Origin of the sequence: Amedibacillus dolichus DSM 3991, assembly GCF_000154285.1 — a bacterium.
Classification (GTDB): domain Bacteria; phylum Bacillota_I; class Bacilli_A; order Erysipelotrichales; family Erysipelotrichaceae; genus Amedibacillus; species Amedibacillus dolichus.
This window is the reverse complement of the sequence record NZ_DS483475.1, coordinates 87,948-111,896: the sequence shown is the minus strand read 5'-3', so window position 1 is coordinate 111,896 and position 23,949 is coordinate 87,948. Positions and strand designations below refer to the sequence as shown.

At 39.0% G+C, this 23,949-nt stretch carries 23 protein-coding genes; 17 read left to right on the top strand and 6 right to left on the bottom strand.

What is annotated here, in order from left to right; all coding sequences use genetic code 11:
• The first annotated feature begins 10 nt into the window (after window positions 1-10).
• The 15 genes from nusB to EUBDOL_RS05335 all read left to right on the top strand — a co-directional run bounded on the left by nusB (window position 11) and on the right by EUBDOL_RS05335 (window position 14,338).
• Entirely contained in the window at window positions 11-391 is a 381-nt protein-coding gene (gene nusB / locus EUBDOL_RS05405; RefSeq protein WP_004799380.1) for a transcription antitermination factor NusB, read from the top strand.
• Window positions 388-1,731 (top strand): exodeoxyribonuclease VII large subunit, encoded by a 1,344-nt coding sequence (gene xseA, locus EUBDOL_RS05400; protein WP_004799379.1) that lies wholly within the window; start codon window positions 388-390, stop codon window positions 1,729-1,731. The genes nusB and xseA overlap by 4 nt, the downstream gene beginning before the upstream one ends.
• Entirely contained in the window at window positions 1,716-1,928 is a 213-nt protein-coding gene (gene xseB, locus EUBDOL_RS05395; protein ID WP_004799377.1) for an exodeoxyribonuclease VII small subunit, read from the top strand. Before xseA ends, xseB begins: the two co-directional genes overlap by 16 nt.
• The gene (locus tag EUBDOL_RS05390) at window positions 1,921-2,763 is read left to right on the top strand and encodes a polyprenyl synthetase family protein (RefSeq protein WP_004799375.1); all 843 of its coding nucleotides are present in this window, start codon (window positions 1,921-1,923) and stop codon (window positions 2,761-2,763) included. The genes xseB and EUBDOL_RS05390 overlap by 8 nt, the downstream gene beginning before the upstream one ends.
• Window positions 2,764-2,779: 16 nt before the next feature.
• Complete coding sequence (gene dxs / locus EUBDOL_RS05385) at window positions 2,780-4,657, top strand: 1-deoxy-D-xylulose-5-phosphate synthase (RefSeq protein ID WP_004799373.1); 1,878 nt, start codon at window positions 2,780-2,782, stop codon at window positions 4,655-4,657.
• Window positions 4,648-5,430: a TlyA family RNA methyltransferase gene (locus EUBDOL_RS05380; RefSeq protein ID WP_004799372.1), complete on the top strand. Its 783-nt coding sequence runs from the start codon at window positions 4,648-4,650 to the stop codon at window positions 5,428-5,430. The genes dxs and EUBDOL_RS05380 overlap by 10 nt, the downstream gene beginning before the upstream one ends.
• A gap of 1 nt (window position 5,431) precedes the next feature.
• A complete protein-coding gene (gene recN, locus EUBDOL_RS05375; protein WP_004799369.1) occupies window positions 5,432-7,090 on the top strand; it encodes a DNA repair protein RecN in 1,659 nt (552 codons plus the stop codon).
• Between the two features lie 58 nt (window positions 7,091-7,148).
• Window positions 7,149-8,156: a SpoIVB peptidase S55 domain-containing protein gene (locus EUBDOL_RS05370; RefSeq protein WP_004799366.1), complete on the top strand. Its 1,008-nt coding sequence runs from the start codon at window positions 7,149-7,151 to the stop codon at window positions 8,154-8,156.
• A gap of 172 nt (window positions 8,157-8,328) precedes the next feature.
• Window positions 8,329-9,156 carry a sporulation transcription factor Spo0A gene (gene spo0A / locus EUBDOL_RS05365; protein WP_004799364.1) on the top strand — a complete coding sequence of 276 codons (828 nt, stop codon included), beginning with the start codon at window positions 8,329-8,331 and terminating at the stop codon, window positions 9,154-9,156.
• Window positions 9,157-9,200: 44 nt separating this feature from the next.
• The gene (gene dinB, locus EUBDOL_RS05360) at window positions 9,201-10,370 is read left to right on the top strand and encodes a DNA polymerase IV (RefSeq protein ID WP_004799362.1); all 1,170 of its coding nucleotides are present in this window, start codon (window positions 9,201-9,203) and stop codon (window positions 10,368-10,370) included.
• Between the two features lie 67 nt (window positions 10,371-10,437).
• The gene (locus EUBDOL_RS05355; RefSeq protein WP_004799360.1) at window positions 10,438-11,040 is read left to right on the top strand and encodes a stage II sporulation protein M; all 603 of its coding nucleotides are present in this window, start codon (window positions 10,438-10,440) and stop codon (window positions 11,038-11,040) included.
• Window positions 11,041-11,073: 33 nt separating this feature from the next.
• Window positions 11,074-11,739 carry a tRNA1(Val) (adenine(37)-N6)-methyltransferase gene (locus EUBDOL_RS05350; protein WP_004799359.1) on the top strand — a complete coding sequence of 222 codons (666 nt, stop codon included), beginning with the start codon at window positions 11,074-11,076 and terminating at the stop codon, window positions 11,737-11,739.
• A gap of 49 nt (window positions 11,740-11,788) precedes the next feature.
• A complete protein-coding gene (locus EUBDOL_RS05345) occupies window positions 11,789-12,724 on the top strand; it encodes a tyrosine recombinase (RefSeq protein WP_004799356.1) in 936 nt (311 codons plus the stop codon).
• A gap of 3 nt (window positions 12,725-12,727) precedes the next feature.
• Window positions 12,728-13,564: an Mrp/NBP35 family ATP-binding protein gene (locus EUBDOL_RS05340; RefSeq protein ID WP_004799354.1), complete on the top strand. Its 837-nt coding sequence runs from the start codon at window positions 12,728-12,730 to the stop codon at window positions 13,562-13,564.
• A gap of 30 nt (window positions 13,565-13,594) precedes the next feature.
• The gene (locus tag EUBDOL_RS05335; RefSeq protein ID WP_004799352.1) at window positions 13,595-14,338 is read left to right on the top strand and encodes a hypothetical protein; all 744 of its coding nucleotides are present in this window, start codon (window positions 13,595-13,597) and stop codon (window positions 14,336-14,338) included.
• An 87-nt stretch (window positions 14,339-14,425) separates the two neighbouring features.
• Here the strand turns inward: EUBDOL_RS05335 and EUBDOL_RS05330 are convergent, their stop codons facing one another.
• Window positions 14,426-15,109 (bottom strand): phosphoribosylaminoimidazolesuccinocarboxamide synthase, encoded by a 684-nt coding sequence (locus EUBDOL_RS05330; RefSeq protein WP_004799351.1) that lies wholly within the window; start codon window positions 15,107-15,109, stop codon window positions 14,426-14,428.
• A gap of 207 nt (window positions 15,110-15,316) precedes the next feature.
• Here EUBDOL_RS05330 and EUBDOL_RS05325 point away from each other — a divergent pair, with 207 nt between their 5' ends.
• Together EUBDOL_RS05325 and EUBDOL_RS05320 are read left to right on the top strand one after the other, a co-directional pair.
• Window positions 15,317-16,645 carry a Mur ligase family protein gene (locus EUBDOL_RS05325; RefSeq protein ID WP_040463235.1) on the top strand — a complete coding sequence of 443 codons (1,329 nt, stop codon included), beginning with the start codon at window positions 15,317-15,319 and terminating at the stop codon, window positions 16,643-16,645.
• A complete protein-coding gene (locus EUBDOL_RS05320) occupies window positions 16,645-17,388 on the top strand; it encodes a type 1 glutamine amidotransferase (protein ID WP_004799346.1) in 744 nt (247 codons plus the stop codon). Before EUBDOL_RS05325 ends, EUBDOL_RS05320 begins: the two co-directional genes overlap by 1 nt.
• A 136-nt stretch (window positions 17,389-17,524) precedes the next feature.
• Here the strand turns inward: EUBDOL_RS05320 and EUBDOL_RS05315 are convergent, their stop codons facing one another.
• The 5 genes from EUBDOL_RS05315 to der all read right to left on the bottom strand — a co-directional run bounded on the left by EUBDOL_RS05315 (window position 17,525) and on the right by der (window position 23,941).
• On the bottom strand, window positions 17,525-18,310 hold the full coding sequence (locus tag EUBDOL_RS05315) for a MerR family transcriptional regulator (protein ID WP_004799345.1): 786 nt from the start codon (window positions 18,308-18,310) through the stop codon (window positions 17,525-17,527).
• A gap of 680 nt (window positions 18,311-18,990) precedes the next feature.
• Window positions 18,991-19,275 carry an HU family DNA-binding protein gene (locus EUBDOL_RS05305; protein WP_004799341.1) on the bottom strand — a complete coding sequence of 95 codons (285 nt, stop codon included), beginning with the start codon at window positions 19,273-19,275 and terminating at the stop codon, window positions 18,991-18,993.
• A gap of 101 nt (window positions 19,276-19,376) precedes the next feature.
• Window positions 19,377-20,855, bottom strand: a complete 1,479-nt coding sequence (gene spoIVA / locus EUBDOL_RS05300) for a stage IV sporulation protein A (RefSeq protein WP_040463232.1) — start codon at window positions 20,853-20,855, stop codon at window positions 19,377-19,379.
• An 88-nt stretch (window positions 20,856-20,943) separates the two neighbouring features.
• Window positions 20,944-22,533 carry a peptide chain release factor 3 gene (locus tag EUBDOL_RS05295; protein WP_004799338.1) on the bottom strand — a complete coding sequence of 530 codons (1,590 nt, stop codon included), beginning with the start codon at window positions 22,531-22,533 and terminating at the stop codon, window positions 20,944-20,946.
• 97 nt (window positions 22,534-22,630) lie between these two features.
• Window positions 22,631-23,941 (bottom strand): ribosome biogenesis GTPase Der, encoded by a 1,311-nt coding sequence (gene der, locus EUBDOL_RS05290; protein WP_004799336.1) that lies wholly within the window; start codon window positions 23,939-23,941, stop codon window positions 22,631-22,633.
• Window positions 23,942-23,949 lie beyond the last annotated feature (8 nt).

Sequence of the window (23,949 nt, the reverse complement as noted above, 5' to 3'; positions counted from 1 at the left end):
GGAGGACTATATGACATTAAGCAGACATAAGCTACGGGAAATCGCAATGACTTCTCTTTATCAGCATTTTTTATTATCAAAGGATATCAAGGAGTGTGTATATGAAAATACACAGAGCAATGAAATCGATCCGTTTCTTTATACGATAACGATAGATGCTATTCGCTATAAGGATACTTATGTAGGACATATCGATGAAACCCTACGTGATGATTGGACCTTTGAGCGTCTTGGTTATGTTGAAAAAGCAATTCTTTTAATGGCAGCTTGTGAGCTGGATTTTGAAACTGCTCCTAAAGCAATTGTTATTGATGAGGCGGTTAATTTAGCAAAGAAATATTGTGATGAAGATACGTATCGTTTGATCAATGGGGTATTGGATCGTCTATGAGCCAAGTCATGCATAGTGTTACTTCTTTGGTACACTATATTAAAAGCTCTTTAGATCAGGATATGCGCCTTCGCTCCCTTAAAATCAAAGGGGAAATATCCAATCTTACGAAGCATCGCAGCGGACATTGGTATTTTTCCTTAAAGGATACGCGTGCCAAAATCAGCTGTGTGATGTTTGCGAGCAATGCCGCACGCTGCACCATTGATGTGAAAGAAGGAATGCAGGTTATCGTCAGCGGCTCTGTTTCTATGTATGAAGCAGGAGGGAGCCTGCAGCTGTATGTAACGGCAATTCAAAATGACGGCTTAGGTGATTTGTTTTTACAGCTTGAGGCAATTAAGAAAAAACTGGCAGCGGAGGGCTTGTTTGCACCTGAACGGAAAAAGCCGTTGCCGCTTTATCCGATGAGTATTGGCTTGGTAACTGCCAAAAGCGGAGCCGCTTTACAGGATATGATTGCGACGATTGCCAGACGATGGCCGATAGCAAACGTTTCCTTGTATCCTGCACAGGTACAAGGAATACAAGCCAGCCAATCCATTATCACAATGTTGAAGGAAGCTGATGCGATGGGGCACGATGTGATTTTGTTGGCAAGAGGCGGCGGTGCGATTGAAGATTTATGGTGTTTTAACGATGAATCCTTAGCGCGTGTTATTGCGGATATGCAAACAGTTCTTGTTAGTGGAGTGGGACATGAAAGTGATACCACCTTGGTAGATTATGTCAGTGATGCCAGAGCCGCTACACCTACGGCAGCAGCAGAGTTGATTACACCGGATATTTATGAGGTAAAGCAACAGCTTGCACAGATACAAACAAAGCTGCTACATAAAATTGAAAATCAGTTGATACTGCAACGTCAGCATCTTGAGCACATCAAGGCTTCCCGCTATCTTCAAGATCCGTTAAGCTATATCGATCAGGAACGCTTGAAGCTTGCGATGCACATCAAGGCATTTGGATATATGCAGCAAAACCTTGCGGTTACACGAAAACAGCTTAGTAAGCTACAAAACGATCTGGCTGTTTATTCGCAGAAAATGACCGTAAGCTCCTCACAGCACTTAAAAGAACAAAAGCGTGCTATGAGCTTGCAAATGGAGAAATTATATGCTGATGCACAAGCCAATATTATAAAAAACAGTGCTTTATTGGACGCTTACAGTCCATTGAAAATACTGTCAAGAGGATACCAGATCGTTTATCAGAAGGATCAGGTAATAAAATCAATTCATGATCTTGATTTACAAAAGATGATTCGTATTCGTATGCAGGACGGCTTTGCGACTGCATCGGTATTGGAAAAGGAGGAAATCGAATGGAAGAAAAATTAGCATTTCGTGCTTCTATGACGCGTTTAGAGGAAATTGTCTCATTGTTGGAAAAAAACGATATCGAATTGGAGGAAGCAATTGCGCTTTTTGAAGAAGGATTAAAGTTGGTAAACTCCTGCAATACGCAGCTTCAGGGTTTTGAAAGTCGTGTGAATGAGCTGATTCATACATATCAAAAGGTGAATGGTGATGAATAGCTTTGAAGAGTATTTACAAAACTGTCTAAATGACATTAAGGATAGTAAAGTAAAGGAAGCAATGCTGTATTCCTTATTGGCAGGTGGGAAAAGAATTCGCCCGCAGCTGTTGTTTTCAGCTTTAAAAGCCTATGGTATCGCAGAGGAAAAAGGTTTTCCATGTGCGGCGGCAATCGAGATGATTCATACCTATTCGCTTATTCATGATGATCTTCCGGCAATGGACGATGATACCTTGCGAAGAGGAAGGCCGACCTGCCATATTCAATTTGACGAAGCAACGGCAATCTTGGCCGGAGATGCTTTGCTTACCCAAGCGTTTCATGAGGTTTTAAAAAGCGATGCCACTGCAAGTCAGCTTGTATCCTTAGAATCACTTATTTCATCATATAGCGGAGCAAATGGCATGGTGTTAGGACAGATTTACGATTTGGAGGCAGAGGGAAGATGTGATGTTTCCATTGAAGCTTTGCAAAGGGTGCATGAATATAAAACCGGAAAGCTGATCACACTACCGCTTTTGTGTGCTGCGGTATTGGCCAATCATGAAGAGGACTTTGAAGTCTGGAAAAGTATCGGTTATGCGATGGGATTATCTTTTCAAATTCAAGATGATGTTTTTGATGTTACAAGCACCTGTGAGGAACTTGGAAAAGATATTATGAGTGATGCTGGTAATCATAAATCAACTTATGTTTCTCTGCTTGGTGTTGAAAGAGCTACACAGCTGGCTCAAGAATACTATGATCAAGCATGGCAGCATTGCTTGGCATTGCGCATTGATCACTCAGCCATGAAGCCGGTGTTTGATGCTTTGATAAAGCGTAAGAAGTAAAGAGAGGAGGATTGTGATGAACCTGTATGATATCAAAGAGCCTTGTGATATCAAGAGCTGCAGCTTTGAGGAGTTAAATGAACTTGCCGGGGATATTCGGGAATTTTTAATTCAAAGTATTTCCAAAACCGGAGGACATTTATCCTCCAATCTCGGTATTGTCGAGCTTACTTTGGCATTGCATTATGTGTTTGATTCCCCAAAGGATAAATTTATCTTTGATGTAGGTCATCAGTCCTATGTTCATAAGATGTTGACAGGGCGCTTAAAAGATTTTTCCAATCTGCGTCAATATAAGGGAATTGCCGGCTTTCAAAAACGTGGAGAAAGTGTCCATGATCCATGGGAGGCAGGACATTCCTCAACATCGTTGTCGGCTGCCTTGGGAATGGCGGTGGCTCGTGATTTAGACGGTTCGCATTTTCATATTTTGCCGATTATCGGTGATGGGGCATTATCCGGTGGTATGGCTATGGAGGCACTTAATCAAATAGGTAGTGAGCAGCGGAATATGATTATTATTTTCAATGATAATAATATGTCGATTTCCAAAAATGTCGGTGCCATGGACGAGGCTTTTACAAGACTTAGGACAAGTCGTTCTTATACGCACTTAAAAGATGATTTAAAGCATTCCTTGTCAACAACAAGGTTGGGAAGCAATGTGCTTGACACCATGAAGCGAGTAAAAAATGCAGTAAAGGATAATATTGTAGATACTTCGATTTTCGGAGAATTTAACATTGATTATTTGGGGCCGGTTGATGGGCATAATATTAAAAATTTGGTAAAGGTATTAAAAATTGCGAAACAGCATGAAGGACCGATCGTACTGCATGTGATTACCCAAAAGGGAAAAGGTTATTCTTTTGCCGAACATGATGAAGAGGGAGCTTGGCATGGGGTTTCACAGTTTGATCCGAAAACCGGACAATCTCTTGCGAAAAATCCCCCACAGCATAAAAGCTGGAGTGAGGTCATTTCCGCAACAGTGTTGGATTTAGCACATGACAATCAAGATATTGTGGCAATTACACCGGCAATGAAAAGCGGGTCGAAGCTACAAAAGTTTTTTGAAGCCTATCCACAGCGTTCCTTTGATTGTGGTATTGCTGAGGAGCATGCCATGACTTTTGCGGCTGGTCTTGCGGCTGCGGGAAAACGTCCGTTTATTTCTGTATATTCTTCGTTTTTACAAAGAGCTTATGATCAGATTCATCACGATGTCGCGCGTATGAAGCTGCCGGTCGTTATCGGGATCGACCGTTGTGGTCTTGTAGGTGAAGATGGTGAAACGCATCATGGCGTGTTTGATATTGCAATGCTGCGGCCGATTCCTAATATGATTTTGGCACAGCCGAAGGATAGTGAGGAAGCGCAAAATTTAATCTATTCCGCTTTTCAACAGAATCAATATCCGTATGCAATTCGTTACCCAAGAGGGAGTGTTCCTTATAAGAAGCTGTCTGCTTATTCCTATATTGAAGCCGGAACGTGGAGCTATCAGGATACGGGAGAGCCACAGCTGGTCGTTATCAGTTATGGCAGTGATGTTGATAAAATCGTTCAAAAGGCTGAGGCTAATCAGCTTTCACTGCGAGTTGTAAATGCACGTTTTTTCAAACCCTTCGATACTGAAATGTTAGAAGAACTTTGTGCTATGCAGCTGCCAATCATTGTGTATGAGAGTGATGTTCAAATTGGAGGCTTATCCAGTGCAATTGTAGAGTATGCCAATGATCATGGTTTGAAAAATACGTTTGTGCGTATCGGGCTGCGAGATCATTTTGTAGAGCATGGCAGCATACCAAAGCTGCGTAAGGTCGAGCAAGTGGATCTGGGAACCTTATTTCAAGTAATTAAAGATATGTTAAAGGAGCATTCATGCGAATAGATCAGTATTTAGTAGAAAAAGGATATTTCACAACTCGTACACGTGCGCAGGACGCTATTAAAAAAGGCTGTGTTTCGGTTGATGGAAAAACGATCATGAAAAACAGCTTTGTCATCGAGGAAGGAAAGGAAGTAACGGTTTTTCAAGAGGAGCTGGTGTTGGCAAGTCGTGCCGGCTTTAAACTCTATGATGTGCTAAAGGATTTTGAAATATGCTTGCAGGATCGTATTTGCATTGATGTCGGTGCTAGTACCGGTGGATTTAGTGATGTTTGTTTACGACAAGGTGCAAAACGTGTTTATGCGGTTGATGTAGGACATGATCAGCTGCTAGAGCATTTGAAGCAAGATCCACGTATTGTCAATATGGAGGGAGTAAACTGCCGTTATTTAACGAAGGATATGTTCTCTCCTCAACCGGATTTTGCTTGTATGGACGTTTCCTTTATTTCCGTAAAGCTGATTTTACCGGCATTGATCAGCTGTATGAAACATAAGGAATTGGTGATATTGATTAAGCCGCAATTCGAAGCTGGAAATGCTTATGTAAACAAGCATGGTATTGTCAAAGAGGAGCGGGTACATGTTCAAGTTTTAAAGGATATGTTGGCCTATGTTTGCTCCTTACAACTTTATGTGCATCATTTGCAGGCAAGCTCGATTTTAGGACGGGGAGGCAATAAGGAGTTTGTAATGCATATTAAGGAAGAACCCTGCCATCGCAGCTTTGATTTGGTAAAAATAGTAAGAGAATATCATGTAAAGAGGTGGTAAAATGATACTGGAAATGTATGTGAAGGACTTTGTATTGATTGATGAAATACGTATTTCTTTTGATGAAGCAATGTCTGCCTTTACGGGTGAAACCGGTGCCGGTAAATCCTTGTTAATGGACGCTATTGGTATTTTAAAGGGCGATCGCATTCAGACGAGCTTGATTCGTGAAGGAAGTGAAAAGGCAATCATCGAAGGAGTATTTCGTGTCCGAGAAAACTCCCGCTGTTATCAGCTGCTATCAGAAGCCGGTTATGATTTAGAGGATACTACCTTTATCGCATCACGTGAATTTACACGGGCCGGGAAAAGTGTTGCCCGTATCAATCAGCGTATGGTAAATGTGGGATTTTTAAAGGAAGTCGTTTCCGGTGTTGTCGATATCCATAGTCAGCATGATACTCAATATCTCCTCAATCAGCGTTATCATCTTCAGCTACTCGACGCTTTTGCAGACTGTGCTCAGCAAAAAAAAGAGACGGCAGCTGCCTTTAAGGAATATCGCATGTTGGCTGATGAACTGGAATCGGCACTGCATAACGATTACAATGAAGAGGATTTGGAGCTTTTGACCTATCAGCTTAACGAAATTGATCAGGCTCAGCTATCAGAAAATGAATTAGAACAGATAGATGAAGAAGTAAAACGCATGCAGGCACATGAAAAAATTACGTCAAGAGTACATTCCGCTTTATCGCTTCTAGAAGATGAACAGCATGGTACGGCTTCTATTTATGAGGCATATCGTGAATTGGACTCGCTTAGTGAGGATCGTTTTTTTCAAGAGCAGGCACAGCGTTTGTTGGATCTTTACTATAATCTTGATGAGTGCATCGGTGATATTCGAGAGCATTATGAAACATTAAGCTTTGATGAGGAGCGTTTTCACGAGCTGCAGGAACGTAGCTTTTTGATTCATAAGATATTGCGTAAATATGGAGGAAGTTTTCAAGCGGTCATGCGTAAGCGTGAGGATTTGGAACAAAAGATCGATCGTATCTTGCATCGAAATGATTTTCTTAAGAAGCATGAGGTGCTATGTGAGAAAGCGCATCGACAATATATGCAAAAAGCAAAGACACTGCATGACATTCGTGTTGCAAAGGCAAAGGATTTGGAGACGCAAATCTTGGCACAGTTGCATGATTTGCAGTTAGAAAATGCTAAATTCCATGTGCAAATTGATGAATTTGAAGGGAATCGTGATGGGATTGATAGGATTGCATTTTATATATCTATGAATCCGGGAGAAGCTTTAAAACCATTATCACAAACTGCTAGTGGCGGTGAATTATCCCGTTTCATGCTTGGCTTAAAAACGGTATTCAGTGAGCTGCAGGGAATCGAAACGATTGTTTTCGATGAAATTGATACCGGAGTCAGTGGTGCAGTTGCTTTTGCGGTCGGAAAGAAAATGCAAGAATTGGGAAAGCATATCCAAGTGTTTTGTGTTACCCATCTTGCAAGTGTTGCGGCTTGTGCAAATCATCACTATATGGTTGAAAAGCATCAAGCAGCTGCTTCTACATCAACTACAATTCGTTTGTTGAGCGAACAGGAGCGCTTTGAGGCATTGGCACTTATTTCCAATAACTCGCTTTCTTCCTCTGCGTTGGAGGCAGCAAAGGAGCTATATAACGCAGCACAACAAAATAGGTAATAATTTCATATACGCATGATGGAAACTCGTGGCAGACTAAAGTACAGGAGGTGAAATCATGCGTAAATATTTTATGGCAGTTATTCTTGCTGCTTCGATCTGCTTTGGAAACTTTTTGCCGCTGCATGCTGCCGATGAGATTTACCTTGGCGGAGACAGCATCGGTATTGAGCTTACGTACGATGGAGTTATGGTAAGTGGAACTTATCGCTTTACGATTGATAATACCACGTATGATCCATCAAATGTTCTTCGCTCTGGGGATATCATCGAATCAATTGATGGCAAACGCATACACTCGATAGATGAACTGTTTGCGGTGTTACGTTCCTTCAATAAGCAAGGCAGTCCTCTTGTTTCCATTGGTTTTCTACGCAATAATGAGCATTTGGAAGCAAGCATTCCGATTGTCTTTGATACAGCCAGTAATTCCTATAAAACCGGTCTGTATGTCAAGGACAAGCTTACCGGTGTAGGTACTTTAACCTATTATGATCCAAGCAATCAAAGCTATGGAGCATTAGGACATGAAATTTACGATGTTGAAATCAAACAGCTGGCACAGGCATCACAGGGCAGTATATATCCGGCAATCGTTACTTCGATTCAAAAGGCACAAAACAATGTCCCGGGTGAAAAGCATGCGAATATTTTATATAGTGATCGCTTGGGTGATGTAAAAACAAATTCCACCCTCGGTATTTATGGCACTTACACGGCATTACCGAAGCAGGTAAAACGTTTGCCATGGGCGAAGCAGGAGGAGATAGAGCTAGGTGAGGCAACACTTTATACAGTTATAAAAGGACAAAAGATAGAAGCCTTTACCATTGAGATCACGAAGCTGCATAAACAAAGCGAGCCCTCTGTTAAAGGGATTGAATTTGTTGTTAAAGATGAACGCTTGAAGCAAGCATCAAATGGGATCGTTCAGGGCATGAGTGGATCACCAATCGTGCAAAACGGGAAAATCATCGGAGCAATCACCCATGTAGTAACAAGCAATCCTATGAGTGGCTATGGACTATACATTGAATTTATGCTGAATGCTTCAAGAAACCTATAAAAAGTGTTCGACCCTTTTCGACCTTGTTGTGGTAAGAAAGCTGAAAGAGCGACGATTGCGGTCGTTCTTTTTATTGTTTTAAACAAATTTCTTAAAAAGAACAACGCTTTCGACAAAAGAACTGTTATTGTGCGGCAATCCTTACTATAATAGTGCGTAGGAGGAAGAAATAATGGAAAACAAAATGAGTGTTTATGCTGTTGATGATAGTACAGAGATTCTTAACAGCATAAAGGAAGTGTTTAAAAACAGCAATTACCGCATCATCGGAAGTGCAGCAAATGGGGAAGATTGCATACGGGAATTGCGAGGTAAACACATTGATGTGTTGATTCTTGATTTGATTATGCCAAAGAAGGACGGAATCAGTGTTTTATACGATTTGAAAAAGCAGCATATTGAGGTGGATCATATCATTTGTACGACGCCGTTTATCAACGATATGATTGTAAGCGCTATACATAAATTTCGGGTTGATTATATTTTGATGAAGCCTTTTGAAATCAGTCAGCTATTGGCACGTCTTAATGGAATCGTCGGCTATCAAGGAGCTGCACAATCGTTAGCGGATAATCAGCTGGATCTTAATGCCGATGAGGGAAAGCGCAGAGCCAAGCTGGAATTGGAATCTGAAATAACCGAGTTGTTACATGAAATCGGTATTCCCGCACATATCAAAGGCTATATGTATTTGCGAACAGCGATTTTGGAAACCTATATCAATGTCGATTTCTTAGGGCAGATTACAAAGGTGTTGTATCCGGAAATTGCCAAGAAGTATGCAACGACACCATCAAGGGTAGAGCGTGCCATTCGTCATGCGATTGAGGTAGCGTGGAATCGTGGCAATATTGATGCGATTGATGATATTTTCGGCTATACGATATCGGCTAGTAAGGCAAAGCCAACCAATTCCGAATTTATTGCGATGATTTCCGATAAACTTCGCTTAGAACATCGTATGAAAAATAAAATGCATGTCATGGAGAGCTATCGCTAGTAATTTTTAACAAATTCCGTTATACTATCTGATGAGGCGATGATATGGCAGGAAGAGTAATATTTCATATAGATTTGAATTCCTTTTTTGCAAGTGCAGAGGTTTTAAAAAACTCTGCCTTGGAGGGACAGCCGGTTGTGGTTGCCGGAATGCATCGCAGAAGCGTTGTATCAACCGCCAGCTATGAAGCAAGAAATTATGGAGTCCATAGTGCTATGCCATTGCATATGGCATTGGAAAAATGTCCACAGCTTGTTGTTGTACAAGGAGATTATGCATGGTATGAGGAGCTGAGCAGACGTTTTTTCAACTATGTAAAACGCTTTTCTCCCTATCTTGAGCCGGCTAGTATTGATGAATGCTATATTGATGTTACTGAGGCAATTCGTGCATACAAGCGTCCGTTGGACTTGGCATGGAGGATTCAGAAAGGAGTTTATGAGGATCTGCGACTTCCTTGCAGCATCGGTGTAGGCCCCAGTAAATTTTTGGCAAAGATGGCTAGTGATATGCGCAAGCCCATGGGAATCACGGTACTTCGTCGTCAGGAAATCGAGCGGAAGCTTTGGCCGTTGTCCATTGCGGATATGTTTGGAATCGGAAAAAAAACCGTACCTTTACTAGAACGACAGGGAATTTATACGATCGGTGATTTTGCAAATCCTGCAAATGAAGCGAAAATCATGGCATTGATGGGAAAGCATGCGTATCAGCTCATACAAAACGCACGAGGCTTTGGTAGTAATCGGTTGGATTACAATACAAGTGTACAATCAATTTCCCAATCAACGACCCTAGATACCAATATCGTAGAATATGAGGAGGTAAAGAGCGTATTCAAACGCCTGGCCAATAAGCTTTCACAAAGAGCTAAGCAGGAGGATTTACGTGGTGCTTTGATTTCGATTTCGATTCGTTATGCCGATTTTACCAATGCCGTGCGCAGTACAACGATTAGTGAATATACCAATGATGCCGATGTCTTATTAGAACATGCGCTTTTATTGTTTGATCAGCATAACAATGGTAAGGAAATTCGACATTTGGGTATTGGACTTGGTTCTTTATTTTCAAAAACGCGAACGGTGGATCAAATCAATTTATTTCAAGACGTAAAGGCAGAGCCTACGGATAGTACGGATATCTTAAAGCAGTTGAATAAACAACTATCAACGGGAAAGTTGATGAAAGCCAGCGAACTTTTAAAAAAATGACAGATTATGACGAAGGAAAGAACGGATAAGTTTCTTTCTTTTTTCATATAGTGAATTGGGTGATAAAATGAAGAAGCATCGCTATCATGGCTTTTTGCGTAAGTATAAAAATGTTTATCTTTATATTGCAGTGCTTGTTTTCTGCGGCTCTTTAATGGGACTTTTTTTATCAAGCTTTATCAATCTATCCGATATTCAACAGCTTTCCAGCTTTTTAACAACCATTGATGCCGGCGTAGAGAAATACGACTATTTTATATCGCAGTTTTTTCTAGGTATCTTATTTATTCTCTTTGTTTTTCTATTAGGAACCAGCTTTATCGGGATTCCATTGATCAGCTTGGTTATTTTTACGAAAGGAGTACAGATTGGCTTTTCTTGTGCTTTGTTTATTCTTACATACGAATGGAAGGGAATCCTCGGTATTCTTTTAGCCCTGATTCCACAGGTGTTATTTGATTTGATGTTTACCTTTTTGATTGCTGCCAGTGCGATACAGCTTTCGATGTATATCATTTACAGCACCACCAACCGAGAGCGCTTAGACTACAAGCGACTTTTAAATTCGATTTTAAATGATATTTTTCTTTGCTTCGTCATTGTTCTGATTGGAAGCTATTTGAAATCAACCATCGGAATCGAATGTATTCGTCTATTCAATCTCTTATAAATACGTTATAATTAAAGCATTGCAGGTGATAGTATGGATAAGAATTTAACCTATGAATATTTACATGGTACGGATATATATTTATATCAACGTAGGGATATGTTTCGTATGAATACCGATACGGCATTGTTGGCAGAATTCATGAAGATCAACAAGGGGGAACGCGTATTAGATGTCGGAACGAACAACGGCGCATTGCTTCTGGCTGCCAATCGCTATGAGCCAAGCTATTTATATGGGGTTGAAATTCAAGAAGAAGCGGCAGAGCTTGCACGTATGAATATGCGACATCATGGCATTGTGCATGCCGATATTCTTTGTGCGGATTATAAGGAAGCCTCGCTTCCGGCAGTTGATGTGGTTGTATGCAATCCACCTTATTTTAAGGTAGGAGAGCATTCACATCTCAATGAAAGGGAAAGTCTAAAAATCGCCCGTCATGAAGCATATTTAAGCTTTCCGGAGTTTTGCGAAAAAACAAGCTCGCTATTAGCGGAAAAGGGGCGTTGCTATATCGTTCATCGTGCTGCTCGGGTTGCAGAGCTGTGTACAGAACTTACTTTGCATCGGCTTTCCCCTAAAACGCTGCAATTTGTATATGATGAAAATAAGGAAGAAGCAGTCAGCGTATTGATAGAAGCCGTTAAAGATGGAAACAACGGTTGCCATGTGTTGAAGCCCTATTATCTTCGACGTTAAAATTTGAAGTTTTATAAGGTTTGTTTTATAATATACAAGGTGATGAAATTTGAAGCTAACCGATGTATGTCAGGATTACCTGCATTATATTCAAGCCATTGATCGCAAAGCAGAAGCAACCATTGCTTCTTATACAAATGATTTGCGTCAATATGTTCAATATATGCAAACATGCAAGATCGAAGAGGTAGAGAATATTGATTATTCGCATGTGCAGGATTTCTTGGAATATTTACGACAAGATCACTATGATGAAAAAGGTCAATGTATCCATAAAAAGAAATCATCGGCATCAATCAATCACATGATTACAAGCCTACATGTATTTCATCGCTATTTGAGCATGACCTATCCAAAGCTTCTCAATCCCGTACAAAATATTCGTACTAAAAAAGCAGTGCAGCATCTTCCTGTTTACTTTAATATGCAGGATATTGAGAGGCTGCTTGATAGCTTTAGAGACAGTGATGCGGAAATCATGGATAAAGCAATCGTGGAGCTGTTGTATGGCTGTGGCTTACGTGTCAGTGAATGCTGTAGTCTTATGCTCCAACAGGTTTATCTTGAGCAAGGCTTTTTAAGAGTCATCGGAAAAGGAAATAAGGAGCGCATGGTGCCTATGCATGCACGTTGTAAAAAAGCCTTAGAGAACTATTTGACAAAGGTAAGAAAACAGCGGTATGCACGCAGCAATTTTGTGTTTATAAACGCCAAAGGACAGGAAATCACACGTCAATATATTCACGTTATGATAAAGAAAAGGTTATTGGCACTAGGTCTTGATGAGCGTTTATCTGCACATAGCTTTCGACATAGCTTTGCCTCTCATTTATTAGATGGCGGAGCGGATTTGCGTGTTGTTCAAGAGCTGTTAGGACATAGCGATATTTCCACAACACAGATTTACACACATGTGCAAAACAAGCGTTTGCAAAGTGTTTATACTTCGTTCCACCCACGAGCGAAGAAGCATAAGGAGGATTAAGAAATGAGTAATTGTAATACTTGTCCCAGCAAGGGAAATTGTCAAAAGAGCGAAGATGCCTGCGGTATCACAAACAATCCGAAAAACAAAATCAAACATGTTATCGGTGTGATGAGCGGCAAAGGGGGAGTCGGAAAATCCAGTATGACAACCCTGTTGGCAAAGGAATTAAATAAACAAGGATATCGTGTCGGTGTTATGGACGCCGATATTACCGGACCAAGCATTCCACGCTTATTCGGTCTTGAAAAGGAAGCTGCCTATGGCTCTAATGATGCTATCCAGCCGGTTGTGGATAAGGACGGTATCGAAGTCATGTCTTTAAACTTTTTGATGGAAGATGAAATGCAACCGGTTATTTGGCGTGGTCCAATCGTTGGGAATGCCGTTAAACAGTTTTGGACTGATGTTATTTGGGGAGAATTGGATTTCTTGTTGATTGATATGCCTCCGGGAACCGGTGATGTTGCCTTGACCGTTATGCAAAGCATTCCGTTAAACGGTGTAGTTATGGTGTCTACACCACAGCCGATGGTTTCTATGATCGTTTCCAAAGCCATCAATATGTGTAAACAGGCGAATGTTGAGGTGCTTGGCATTATCGAAAACATGAGCTATGTTCAATGTCCGGATTGCGGTAAACGAATTGAGATCTTCGCACATAAAGATGTAGAGCATTTCCTAGAAGTTAACGGTGTAGAATTATGGGCAGAGCTTCCGATGATGGACAGTGTCAGTCAAATTTATAAAGACGATGACTTCACAAGTGAATATCGTGAACAGATTCGCTCTAGCATTGCTCCGGCAGTAGAAAAGCTGCTTGCAAAGTTTGAAAAGTAGTAGAAAACATTGCTGAAAGGAAGATGAGCCATGCAGGATAACAAGGATTTCGATAAAAGCAAGCAAATACCAAAGGTTGATGAGAAGAAGGACGATGATGAGTCAAAGAATATCATTGTCCTCTTCGGACATAGGATTTCTAAGAAAAAAGCAATCTTAGCAGGCATCGCGATGCTGTTAATTGCTTGCCTCATCATAGGCGGCGTGTGGTATGCTATGCACAATCAGCCTCAAGATAAGCCTTCAACCAAACAGTCGGAGAAACAGAAGCATCAAACCACAAGCAATAAGGAAAAAAACAACAAGCAGAATAAGGCTTCTAAACCCGATAACAACAAAGCTGAAAACCAAAGTAATACAAACGATAGCTCTGATAAACAAGATCAAAGCAGCCATGCTAACAACAATACTGTGAACTCCAACTCCGTTGATAGCTCACAAAATCAAAATCACACAAACAACGCTAGCAACTCCAATCCTTCCATTGGAGGAAATAACGGAGGCAACACAACCAAGCCACAGCATATACATAATTGGGTACCTCAAACCACAGTCGTGCATCATGATGCGGTGTATGGTACTGTTTGTGTTTGCAACGGTTGTAATGCACAATTTGAAACTGATAATGCTTGGGGAGTACATAGTGAATCTCAACTTCTTGCAGGTAATTATAATTGTGGTAGCTATCATACTATCAATATAGTGGTACAGGAGGCTTGGGACGAAACGATTACAACAGGTTATATCTGCTCCGGTTGTGGTGCTGTTAAATAACGAAAAATTGATATCCTTAACATAGTTGAATAAGTAATAAAAAACCGCAGGATTTTATGTTCTTGCGGTTTCATTTAGCTTTATTCCTTATTTTCCTAGAATAATGTTTGTTAGATCAACCGGATCAACGATGCTGCCGTCTTTATAAACGCGCATATTTCCGGAAGCAATTTCATCAATTAGGATAACTTCATCGTTGTTGTATCCGAATTCAAATTTAATATCGTAAAGATCAAGACCTTTTTTCTTTAAATCGCCAGCAACGATTTTTGTAATTTTCAAAGTCTGTTCTTTCATGCTTTCATACATTTCGGTAGTCATAATTCCCAAAGCAGCTAAGCCATCGCTTGTGATTAGCGGATCACCTTTTGCATCGTCTTTAAGGGTAGTTTCTACATAACCACCTTCAAGCACAGTACCATCTTCCATATAATCACCATAACGGCGAATGAAGCTACCTGTTGCAACTAAACGGCAGATTACTTCTAATCCTTTACCGAATACTTTAGCCGGAAGAACTTCCATTGTTGCGTTTTCTACATCTGCACTTACATAATGTGTTTTAATCCCGGCATCTTTTAAAATCTCAAAGAAGTGAATTGAAGTTTCAAGGTTCGCTTTTCCAATACCTTCAATGGTTAGACCTACAGCATTTTCACCTGGATCGAATACACCGTCTTTTCCGGTACAGTCATCTTTGAACTTCAGCATGACGTTTCCATTTTCTAATGCATAAACATCTTTTGTTTTACCTTCGTAGATTTTTTTCATGTTAAACCTCCATATCGAATAACGTAAATATTATAACACCATTTCCATATATTTCTACTTATTTTTTTCGTCTTAGGTAAAAAAATATGAAATAATCTGCTTCGTATTTCTATAATGGGTACCTTTTTTATCAATTTCATGTATAATGATATAGAAATATTGAAAAGCCATACTATATATGTTGATGAGAAGGCAAGGAGGATATATATGAAGATCATTGCCATTATGATAACAAAATTAGCAGCATTCGGATTGCGATTGATTGGCAGAGGAGGCTCGCTGCCTGGAACCATTGCTTTAAAAATAGATCCTAATATATTGCAAAAGCTGCAAATGAGCGGGCCGATTGTTCTTGTTACCGGTACGAATGGGAAAACCTCAACGGCTAATATGCTGACGGAAGCTTTTTTGGCTGATGGAAAGCACGTCATCAGCAATCGAAAAGGGGATAACCTTTTAGCTGGTGTTACGACGACAATGCTTACCAATGCCGACTTACGAGGAAGAATAAAGGCAGATGCTGCTGTTTTAGAGGTCGATGAATTGAATATCCCTTATATTATAAAGGGGTTGCCGGTTTCTGCATTGGTTGTTACTAATTTTTTTCGTGATCAGTTGGATCGGGCAAAAGAAATGGAGCAGCTTATTTCACGTATTGAAAACAGTATCAGCGATTTCAAGGGAATGCTTATTTTAAACGCTAATGATCCTAATGTTGTACGTTTGTCTGATGTGGCAAAGCATGCAAAGGCACTTTATTATGGCATAAAGCGTTGCAAGAGCAGTCTTATTGAAACAAGTGAAGCAAGTGAAGGAAAGTTTTGTCCGCGTTGTGGTTCTCGCTTGCATTATCGTTTTTATCAATATTCTCATATCGGCGAGTTTGCTTGTGAAGCATGTGATTTCTCGACACCGCCACTTGATGCTGTCGGAGAAGTGGTTTCGATTCCCAAGCGTACTTTTCTTTATGATGGTATGAGCTTTGAAGCCCCACAAGGTGGACTTTATACGATGTATAACTGCATGGCAGTATTGTGCTGTGCAAAATATTTTGGTGTATCTCAAGAAGCAGTAAAGCAAGGCTTTGCGAATTTTGTTGTCCCAGATGGTAGAAACGAAACATTTACGAGGGAAAGACAAACGCTTATTTTGAATTTGATTAAAAATCCTACCGGTGCAAATGAGGTTATGAAGGTAATCGAAGAAGATGCAGAAGAACGTTCTGTTTTGGTTGTTTTAAATGATAATACTCAAGATGGTTGTGATATATCTTGGATTTATGATACACATTTTGAAAAACTGTTAAGCACGAGTACAAAACATATCATCATTTCCGGTACACGTTGCTACGACATGGCATTGCGTTTGAAATACAGTGGTTATGATCCTGATAAATTGATTATAAAGGAGAGCCTTTCTGAAGCCGTTGAGGCACTTTTCGACTGCGATGGGAAATTGTATGTGGTTGCGACATATACCGCCCTACAACCGGTTAGAACTCTGATAGTTAATAAGATTAAGGGAGGGAAATCATAATGGATTTGAAAATATGCTGGTTATACCATGATATTATGGATTTATACGGAGATAAAGGAAATATGTTGGTACTCCGCAAGCGTTGTGAAGATCGAGGAATTCAGGTCATAATCGACACTTTAAGCATCGGTCAGGAATGTGATTTATCTTCCTACGATATATTGTTTCTTGGCGGTGGGGCAGATAAAGAACAGATGATTTTAATTTCGGATTTATTAGCTCGCAAGGATAACATTCAAAAGGCGATGGAGGAAGGAAGCTTTGTTCTTTTGATTTGTGGGGGTTATCAATTATTCGGACAATATTATATCAATGCACATCATGAGAAAATCGAAGCCTTGAAATTCTTTGATTATTATACAGATACCGGAGAAAACGGAAGGCGTTGTATCGGAGATATTGCGATTTCCTGTGATTTAGACGGAAATACCTATACGGTTGTTGGTTTTGAAAATCACGGCGGACAGACGAAAAATGTAAATAGCACTCTCGGTAAGGTGTTGCATGGCTTTGGAAATAGTTTTGAGGGCAAACAGGAAGGATTTTACAATGGAAAAGTATTAGCTACCTATATGCATGGTCCGCTTTTACCGAAAAATCCGGAAATTGCTGATTTTGTAATTTATAAAGGATTGAAAAAACGAAATCCAAATATTCGATTGCAGGATTTACAGCCATTAGATGATACCTTAGAGTTAAAAGCCAAACAAGCTATGTTAAAGCGCTTGAATATATTGAAATGAAAGAGGACAAATGTCCTTTTTATTATACTGTCAAATATCTATTAAAATTACATAACATACATTATGCGAAGTAATATATATTTGATAAAATGGCAATTAAGCCATTTGTTTTTATCGTAAATATTGCAAAATAAGTTTATTTATCTACATAAACGATTGCATAATTGTTTATCCCATCTAAAGATAAGCTTACATTAAACAAGCTTGTATCTGTATGGTATCCATTTTCATCAGCCAAATTCATAATATCCGCAATATCAAATAGATTTATAGATTCATTGATATTAAATAGATGAATACATATTTTTTTATCAATTTGGGACTGTTCAATCATTTTTAACAATTCATTTTTAGTATTCCAACCAGATGCAATCTTTGTATAATTCCATGTTTCATTTTCATACATTGTTAAATCATCAAAATCTTCAAAATAAATAAGTGATTGTTTTTGCATAGTATTTAGCAATTCTGCTATTTTATCTGTTTTTTTATTAAAATTTAGACACAAATTATTTCCATGTATAGATAGATTCAATTTATTATGTTTTGATTCTACATTCAGCAAATGCTGTTTGTTAAATTTATTAACGGTTTCTTCTAATTTCATTTTATCCTCCTGATATGTATGGATTAGATTTTCTATTGAATTGACGATTTGTTTTTGTTCGTTTAGTTTCATATTTAAAATACCGATCACTTCATCATCACTTTTGTTTTTACATGCTTTAATTTCTTTAATGGACAATCCACAACTTTGAAGTTGTTTAATCCTATAAAAATCTAAAGCTTGTTCACTTTGATAATACCTATATCCTGTTAAATCATCAATATAACATGGAACTAATATTCCATGCGAATCGTAATATCTTAATAGTGAAGCCTTGCAATGACATAACTTTGCAAATTTATTTATCTGTAACATATTATTTCACCTCCTCTATTAACATATCATTAAAGTATGGAAGAAAGTAAAGAAATAAATGAGGATTTTGCTAATTATATTATTTATTGATATGCGCAGTATATTATTTTGGTGGTTGAACGTAAGCAGGTGATATTTTATGGAAAACAAAAAAATTCTTCCTAATATCTTTATTGTCGTGTTGCCGTATGTGTTAGTATTAAATACTTATATCAATATGCCAATTTATAATGAATTGACTGAATACACTGTAAGCCTTAATTTATTATTGAATATGGCTATATACTTTCTTATTATGTGTATTTATATCTATTGCTTCTTTATAAGAAAAATAGTTTTCAATGCTATAACGGTGTATATAGGCATAGGTGAAATTCTTTCGATTGTATTCTTATCAAAATATCTTCCTTTTGCATTGCGTAATCTAATGTATAGTCAAATACAATTAAATATATTTGTATTTGGAAGTTTCTTAGTGTTATATATCATGCTACTTATTTTGCATTATAAACAAAAGTTCTATATTCATGATTGATTTTCATTAAATGGGGTTAGTACAAACAATCAAGACTAACCTCGTTTCTCGTTTATTGAATAGGTATATATAAATTTGCCGGAAGTTTATAAATAAAATGACAAGCTTTGTGCTTGTCATGGAGTCTTTTTTGTTAGAGCTTTTATTACTTTACAGCATCTTTTAAAGCTTTAGCAGCTTTGAATTTTGGGGCTTTTGAAGCAGCAATTTTAATCTGTTCCTTTGTAGCGGGGTTGATTCCCATACGTTCAGGTCTTTCTGCAACTTCAAATTTTCCAAAACCGGAAATTTCAACTTTTCCGCCTTTTGCAAGAATGGCAGTAATTTCTTCAAACACTGTATCAACAGCGACACCAGCATCTTTTTTTGTCATTTCTAATTTTTCAGCTAAGCTTTCTGCTAACGCTTTTTTGTTAAGAATTTCACTCATGTTTTATACCTCCAACATACTTATATGATACCATTGAACGTGAACTATTTCAATAAAAAACACAAAGAATATGATTTCACATAGTATGCGTAAATGTGGTATTAAAGCACTACGGCAATAACATTTCCCTTACCTTTATTAACGAGCTTCGTAAGGATATCCTGAAGCTTTAAGCGTGCAGCTTCCGGTATCATGGATAGCTTGGCATTGAGTCCATCACGTATTAAATCGGAAAGTTTGCGACCGAAAATTTCAGAATCCCAAATCGCTTGTTCGTTTTCTCCTTCATCACGTAGTAAATAATGGATCAGCTCTTCACTTTGTTGTTTAGAGCCGATAATCGGTTCGAAGCTGCTTTCAACATCTACTTTGATCATGTGAATGCTTGGGGCAACCGCTTTTAAGCGTACTCCATAGCGATTGCCTTGTTTGATGATTTCGGGCTTGCTTAGCTCAATATCGCTAAGGGAAGCACTGGCAAAGCCATAACCGGTTTGTTTCACCATTTTCAAAGCACTGGAAACAGTATCATATTCCCTCTTTGCTTTGCTGTAATCCTGCATCAAAGAAATAAGTTCGGCTTTATCATGGATTTCAACTCCCATAATCTCCTTTAAAATTTCGTTATACAACCCATTTCGAATGCTGATATCAACAGCAACACAACCACTGCCTGCATCAATGGTTGCAAGATTACTACCATCAATATATTCGTTTTCGGCAAGTATAGCTGCAATGTTTTCAACTTCACGAAGTTTTTCGACACTTGCCATACTATTTGCGATGGTTTCATTAAAGCTTTGCTTCAGCCAATGATCGTCATTTAAAACAGCAACCCATTTCGGCATATTGATATTGATTTCCGACACCGGAAATTCATACAGTGCTTCCCGCAGAAGATTATGAATATCTGCTTCGCTTAATTGATTTGCTCGAATTGCTAGTACCGGTACATTGTATTTTTCCTTTAGCTTTTCAACAACAGCATTACAAGCCATCGAATGAACATCGGCACTATTTACAATGATAATGAATGGCTTTCCGATACTTTGCAATTCATCAATAACCTCGGCTTCTGCTTCAATATAGGCCTCACGACTTAAATCTGATATCGATCCATCTGTTGTGATTACAACTCCGATTGTAGAATGATCTTGGATAACCTTTTGTGTTCCCAACTTAGCAGCTTCGTTAAATGGCATCGGTTCTTCACTCCATGGTGTTCGAACCATGCGTACACCATCTTCATCTTTATATCCTTTTGCTTCGGGTATGACAAAGCCGACACAATCTACCAATCGTACATTTACTTTAAATCCATCATCAAATTCAATGGTTGCTGCATTGTTTGGTACAAATTTCGGTTCTGTAGTCATGATCGTTTTACCAATTCCCGCTTGTGGCAGTTCATCAATCATACGTGCTTTTTCATATTCATCAGGAACATACGGAAGCACTGCTTTATCCATAAATTCTTTAATAAATGTTGATTTTCCGACACGAACCGGACCGACAATACCTAAGTATATATCACCGCCACATCGCTGTGCTATATTTTTCATAATCTCTGTGGTATTCATGATGTTACCTCCCTTAGTCATTCTAAGCTTATGAATAAACACTCAAGATTATGCTTAAAGAAAAGAACAGCATAAGCTGTCCTTTGGATTACTCAATAGTTCCGACATCACTGAGAGATAAGTTTTTGTTTTGATCAAGTGCCCACTTGATTCCCCAATTGTTCATGAAAATAATCAGATTACGTCCTTTTAGATCACGAACTCGTTTGGAATCTTGGGTTAAATTTAAAGTGTTTGGATCGAGGCTTTGATCATCAATCCAGCGAACACATTGATAAGGTAAAATCTCCAGCTTGATATCGACATTATATTCACTTTTTAAGCGCTGTTCTAATACGTCAAACTGTAAGACACCTACTCCACCGACAATGATTTCTTCCATACCGATGTTGATCTCTTGAAAGACTTGAATAGCACCCTCTTGGGCAATTTGGGTAATCCCCTTCATGAACTGTTTACGCTTCATGGTATCCTTTTGTGTTACACGTGCGAAATGCTCTGGCGCAAAGGTCGGAATTTTTTTAAATTCAAATTTTTCTTTGCTACAAAGCGTATCTCCGATAGAGAAAATTCCCGGATCAAAGACACCGATGACATCACCGGCATAGGCCTCTTCGACAATTTCACGATCCTGTGCCATAAATTGCTGTGGCTGTGAAAGTTTGATTTTCTTATTTTGTTGAACAAGAGTAACCTCCATGCCCTTTTCAAATTTTCCGCTGCAAATACGCATAAAGGCGATACGATCGCGATGTGCTTTATTCATATTGGCTTGAATTTTAAAAACAAAGGCAGAGAAGTTATCTTGAAAAGGATCAATCATTCCTTTGCTGCTTTCACGTGGTAAAGGAGATGAAGTCATGGATAAAAAGTGTTCTAAAAAAGGCTGAACTCCAAAATTGGTTAAAGCACTACCGAAAAAGACCGGTGTCAGTTCTCCTTTCGCAATGGCTTCAGGATCAAATTCTGTTGCGGCAATGTCCAAAAGCTCACTATCTTCCTTAAGCTTTTCAAAGAAATGATCGCCTAAAATATCACGGAAGGATTCGTCCTCCAAGCTTCCTTCGGAAATATCCGCTGCTCGTTGTCCATGATCTCCGCCATGAAAAGCAATGATACGCTGATGATCACGTTCATATACACCTTTAAATTCTTTGCCAGATCCAATTGGCCAATTCATCGCATAAGTAGCAATACCAAGCTCTTGTTCAATATGCTCCATAAGTTCAAAAGGATCTTTGGCTTGACGATCCATTTTGTTGATAAAGGTAAAGATTGGAATTTTGCGTAATAAGCAAACCTTAAATAGTTTTTTTGTCTGTGCTTCAACACCTTTGCTGGCATCAATTACCATAACGGCGGAATCCGCTGCCATAAGTGTGCGATAGGTATCTTCGGAAAAGTCTTGGTGTCCGGGTGTATCTAGGATATTGATACAGCAATTATCATATTCAAATTGCAATACGCTGCTGGTAACCGAAATTCCTCTTTGTTTCTCGATTTCCATCCAATCACTGACAGCATGCTTATTGGCCTTTCGTCCTTTTACACTACCTGCCTGTTGAATAGCCCCACCATACAATAGCAGCTTTTCCGTAAGCGTTGTTTTCCCGGCATCGGGGTGGGAAATAATGGCAAAGGTTCTTCTGCGTTTGATTTCTTCTATGATATTTGCCATACAATACCTCCTTTAAATTCCAAATGCTGTCCTATTATAGCATGAACGGACGGTTAAAATCTATAATAGGAATGAAAAATGATACCATAAGGTACCATTAGTTGTTCTTCTCACGGGCGATAATACGCAATGTTGTGCCTTTAAATCCAAATGCTTCACGCAGACGATTTTCTAAATAGCGGCTGTAACTGAAATGCAGCAGCTCCGGATCATTCACAAATAAAACAAGTGTCGGCGGTGCTGTTGAAACCTGTGAAGCATAATAAATTTTTAACCGCTGCCCTTTATGTGTCGGAGGTGGTGTCATAAGTTGAGCGTCCATAATAACCTCATTTAATACATTGGTTGGAATGCGCAGCAAAGAATAATCATGTACTTCATCAATCATCGGAAGCAGTGTATGAATGCGTTGTTTTTTTAATGCAGATACAAAAACGATCGGTGCATAATTCAAATATAGAAAATGTGCATAAATTTCTTTTTCGATTTTTACCATGGTTCGCTCATCTTTTTCAACAGCGTCCCATTTGTTATAAACGATAATAACGCCTTTGCCTGCTTCATGGGCATAACCGGCAACATGCTTATCCTGTTCTCGAATACCGGTTTCACCATCAATCACTACTAAGACGACATCACTGCGCTCAATCGCACTCATCGCACGTAGAACAGAGTATTTTTCGATATTTTCATAAACCTTTCCGCGACGGCGAATACCGGCCGTATCAATTACGACATAATCCTTTCCTTCTCTTGTAAAAGGAGTATCAATTGCATCGCGTGTTGTTCCCTCAATATTGGAAACAATTACTCTGTCTTGATCAAGAATGGCATTTACCAAAGAACTTTTTCCGACATTCGGACGTCCAATCAAACAAAAACGCGTCATACCTTCATATTCATTAAAAGCTTTTTTTGGAAAGCTGTGGACGATTTCATCTAAAATATCACCGATTCCAATGCCATGGGACCCAGAAACGGCAATTGGATCACCAACACCAAGCTGATAAAATTCATAAATGCTTGGCTGTAAACTTTCATCATCAATTTTATTAACAGCTAAGATGATTTTTTTATTTGTTTTCTGCAATAGGCGGGCAATGTATTCATCATCTCGGGTAACCCCTTCACGACCGCTGACAACAAAAACGATCGCATCGGCTTCTTCAATAGCGATTTCCACCTGCATTTGAATTTCTTGTTGGAAATCCTGATCTTCCAATTGAATACCGCCGGTATCAATCAATCGAAATTCTTTTGTCAGCCATTCGGCTTTTCCATATATGCGATCTCTTGTTACTCCAGGGGTATCCTCTACAATGCTTTTTCGTTCGCCGATGATGCGATTAAAAATCGTTGATTTTCCGACATTCGGACGTCCGACAATTGCGACAACTCCATGTATCATTGATATCA

Bases quoted from the DNA above. Each gene is read 5' to 3' on its own strand.
- nusB (WP_004799380.1), top strand. From the start codon at position 11: ATGACATTAAGCAGACATAAGCTACGGGAAATCGCAATGACTTCTCTT.
- xseA (WP_004799379.1), top strand. From the start codon at position 388: ATGAGCCAAGTCATGCATAGTGTTACTTCTTTGGTACACTATATTAAA.
- xseB (WP_004799377.1), top strand. From the start codon at position 1,716: ATGGAAGAAAAATTAGCATTTCGTGCTTCTATGACGCGTTTAGAGGAA.
- EUBDOL_RS05390 (WP_004799375.1), top strand. From the start codon at position 1,921: ATGAATAGCTTTGAAGAGTATTTACAAAACTGTCTAAATGACATTAAG.
- dxs (WP_004799373.1), top strand. From the start codon at position 2,780: ATGAACCTGTATGATATCAAAGAGCCTTGTGATATCAAGAGCTGCAGC.
- EUBDOL_RS05380 (WP_004799372.1), top strand. From the start codon at position 4,648: ATGCGAATAGATCAGTATTTAGTAGAAAAAGGATATTTCACAACTCGT.
- recN (WP_004799369.1), top strand. From the start codon at position 5,432: ATGATACTGGAAATGTATGTGAAGGACTTTGTATTGATTGATGAAATA.
- EUBDOL_RS05370 (WP_004799366.1), top strand. From the start codon at position 7,149: ATGCGTAAATATTTTATGGCAGTTATTCTTGCTGCTTCGATCTGCTTT.
- spo0A (WP_004799364.1), top strand. From the start codon at position 8,329: ATGGAAAACAAAATGAGTGTTTATGCTGTTGATGATAGTACAGAGATT.
- dinB (WP_004799362.1), top strand. From the start codon at position 9,201: ATGGCAGGAAGAGTAATATTTCATATAGATTTGAATTCCTTTTTTGCA.
- EUBDOL_RS05355 (WP_004799360.1), top strand. From the start codon at position 10,438: ATGAAGAAGCATCGCTATCATGGCTTTTTGCGTAAGTATAAAAATGTT.
- EUBDOL_RS05350 (WP_004799359.1), top strand. From the start codon at position 11,074: ATGGATAAGAATTTAACCTATGAATATTTACATGGTACGGATATATAT.
- EUBDOL_RS05340 (WP_004799354.1), top strand. From the start codon at position 12,728: ATGAGTAATTGTAATACTTGTCCCAGCAAGGGAAATTGTCAAAAGAGC.
- EUBDOL_RS05335 (WP_004799352.1), top strand. From the start codon at position 13,595: ATGCAGGATAACAAGGATTTCGATAAAAGCAAGCAAATACCAAAGGTT.
- EUBDOL_RS05330 (WP_004799351.1), bottom strand. From the start codon at position 15,109: ATGAAAAAAATCTACGAAGGTAAAACAAAAGATGTTTATGCATTAGAA.
- EUBDOL_RS05325 (WP_040463235.1), top strand. From the start codon at position 15,317: ATGAAGATCATTGCCATTATGATAACAAAATTAGCAGCATTCGGATTG.
- EUBDOL_RS05320 (WP_004799346.1), top strand. From the start codon at position 16,645: ATGGATTTGAAAATATGCTGGTTATACCATGATATTATGGATTTATAC.
- EUBDOL_RS05315 (WP_004799345.1), bottom strand. From the start codon at position 18,310: ATGTTACAGATAAATAAATTTGCAAAGTTATGTCATTGCAAGGCTTCA.
- EUBDOL_RS05305 (WP_004799341.1), bottom strand. From the start codon at position 19,275: ATGAGTGAAATTCTTAACAAAAAAGCGTTAGCAGAAAGCTTAGCTGAA.
- spoIVA (WP_040463232.1), bottom strand. From the start codon at position 20,855: ATGAATACCACAGAGATTATGAAAAATATAGCACAGCGATGTGGCGGT.
- EUBDOL_RS05295 (WP_004799338.1), bottom strand. From the start codon at position 22,533: ATGGCAAATATCATAGAAGAAATCAAACGCAGAAGAACCTTTGCCATT.
- der (WP_004799336.1), bottom strand. From the start codon at position 23,941: ATGATACATGGAGTTGTCGCAATTGTCGGACGTCCGAATGTCGGAAAA.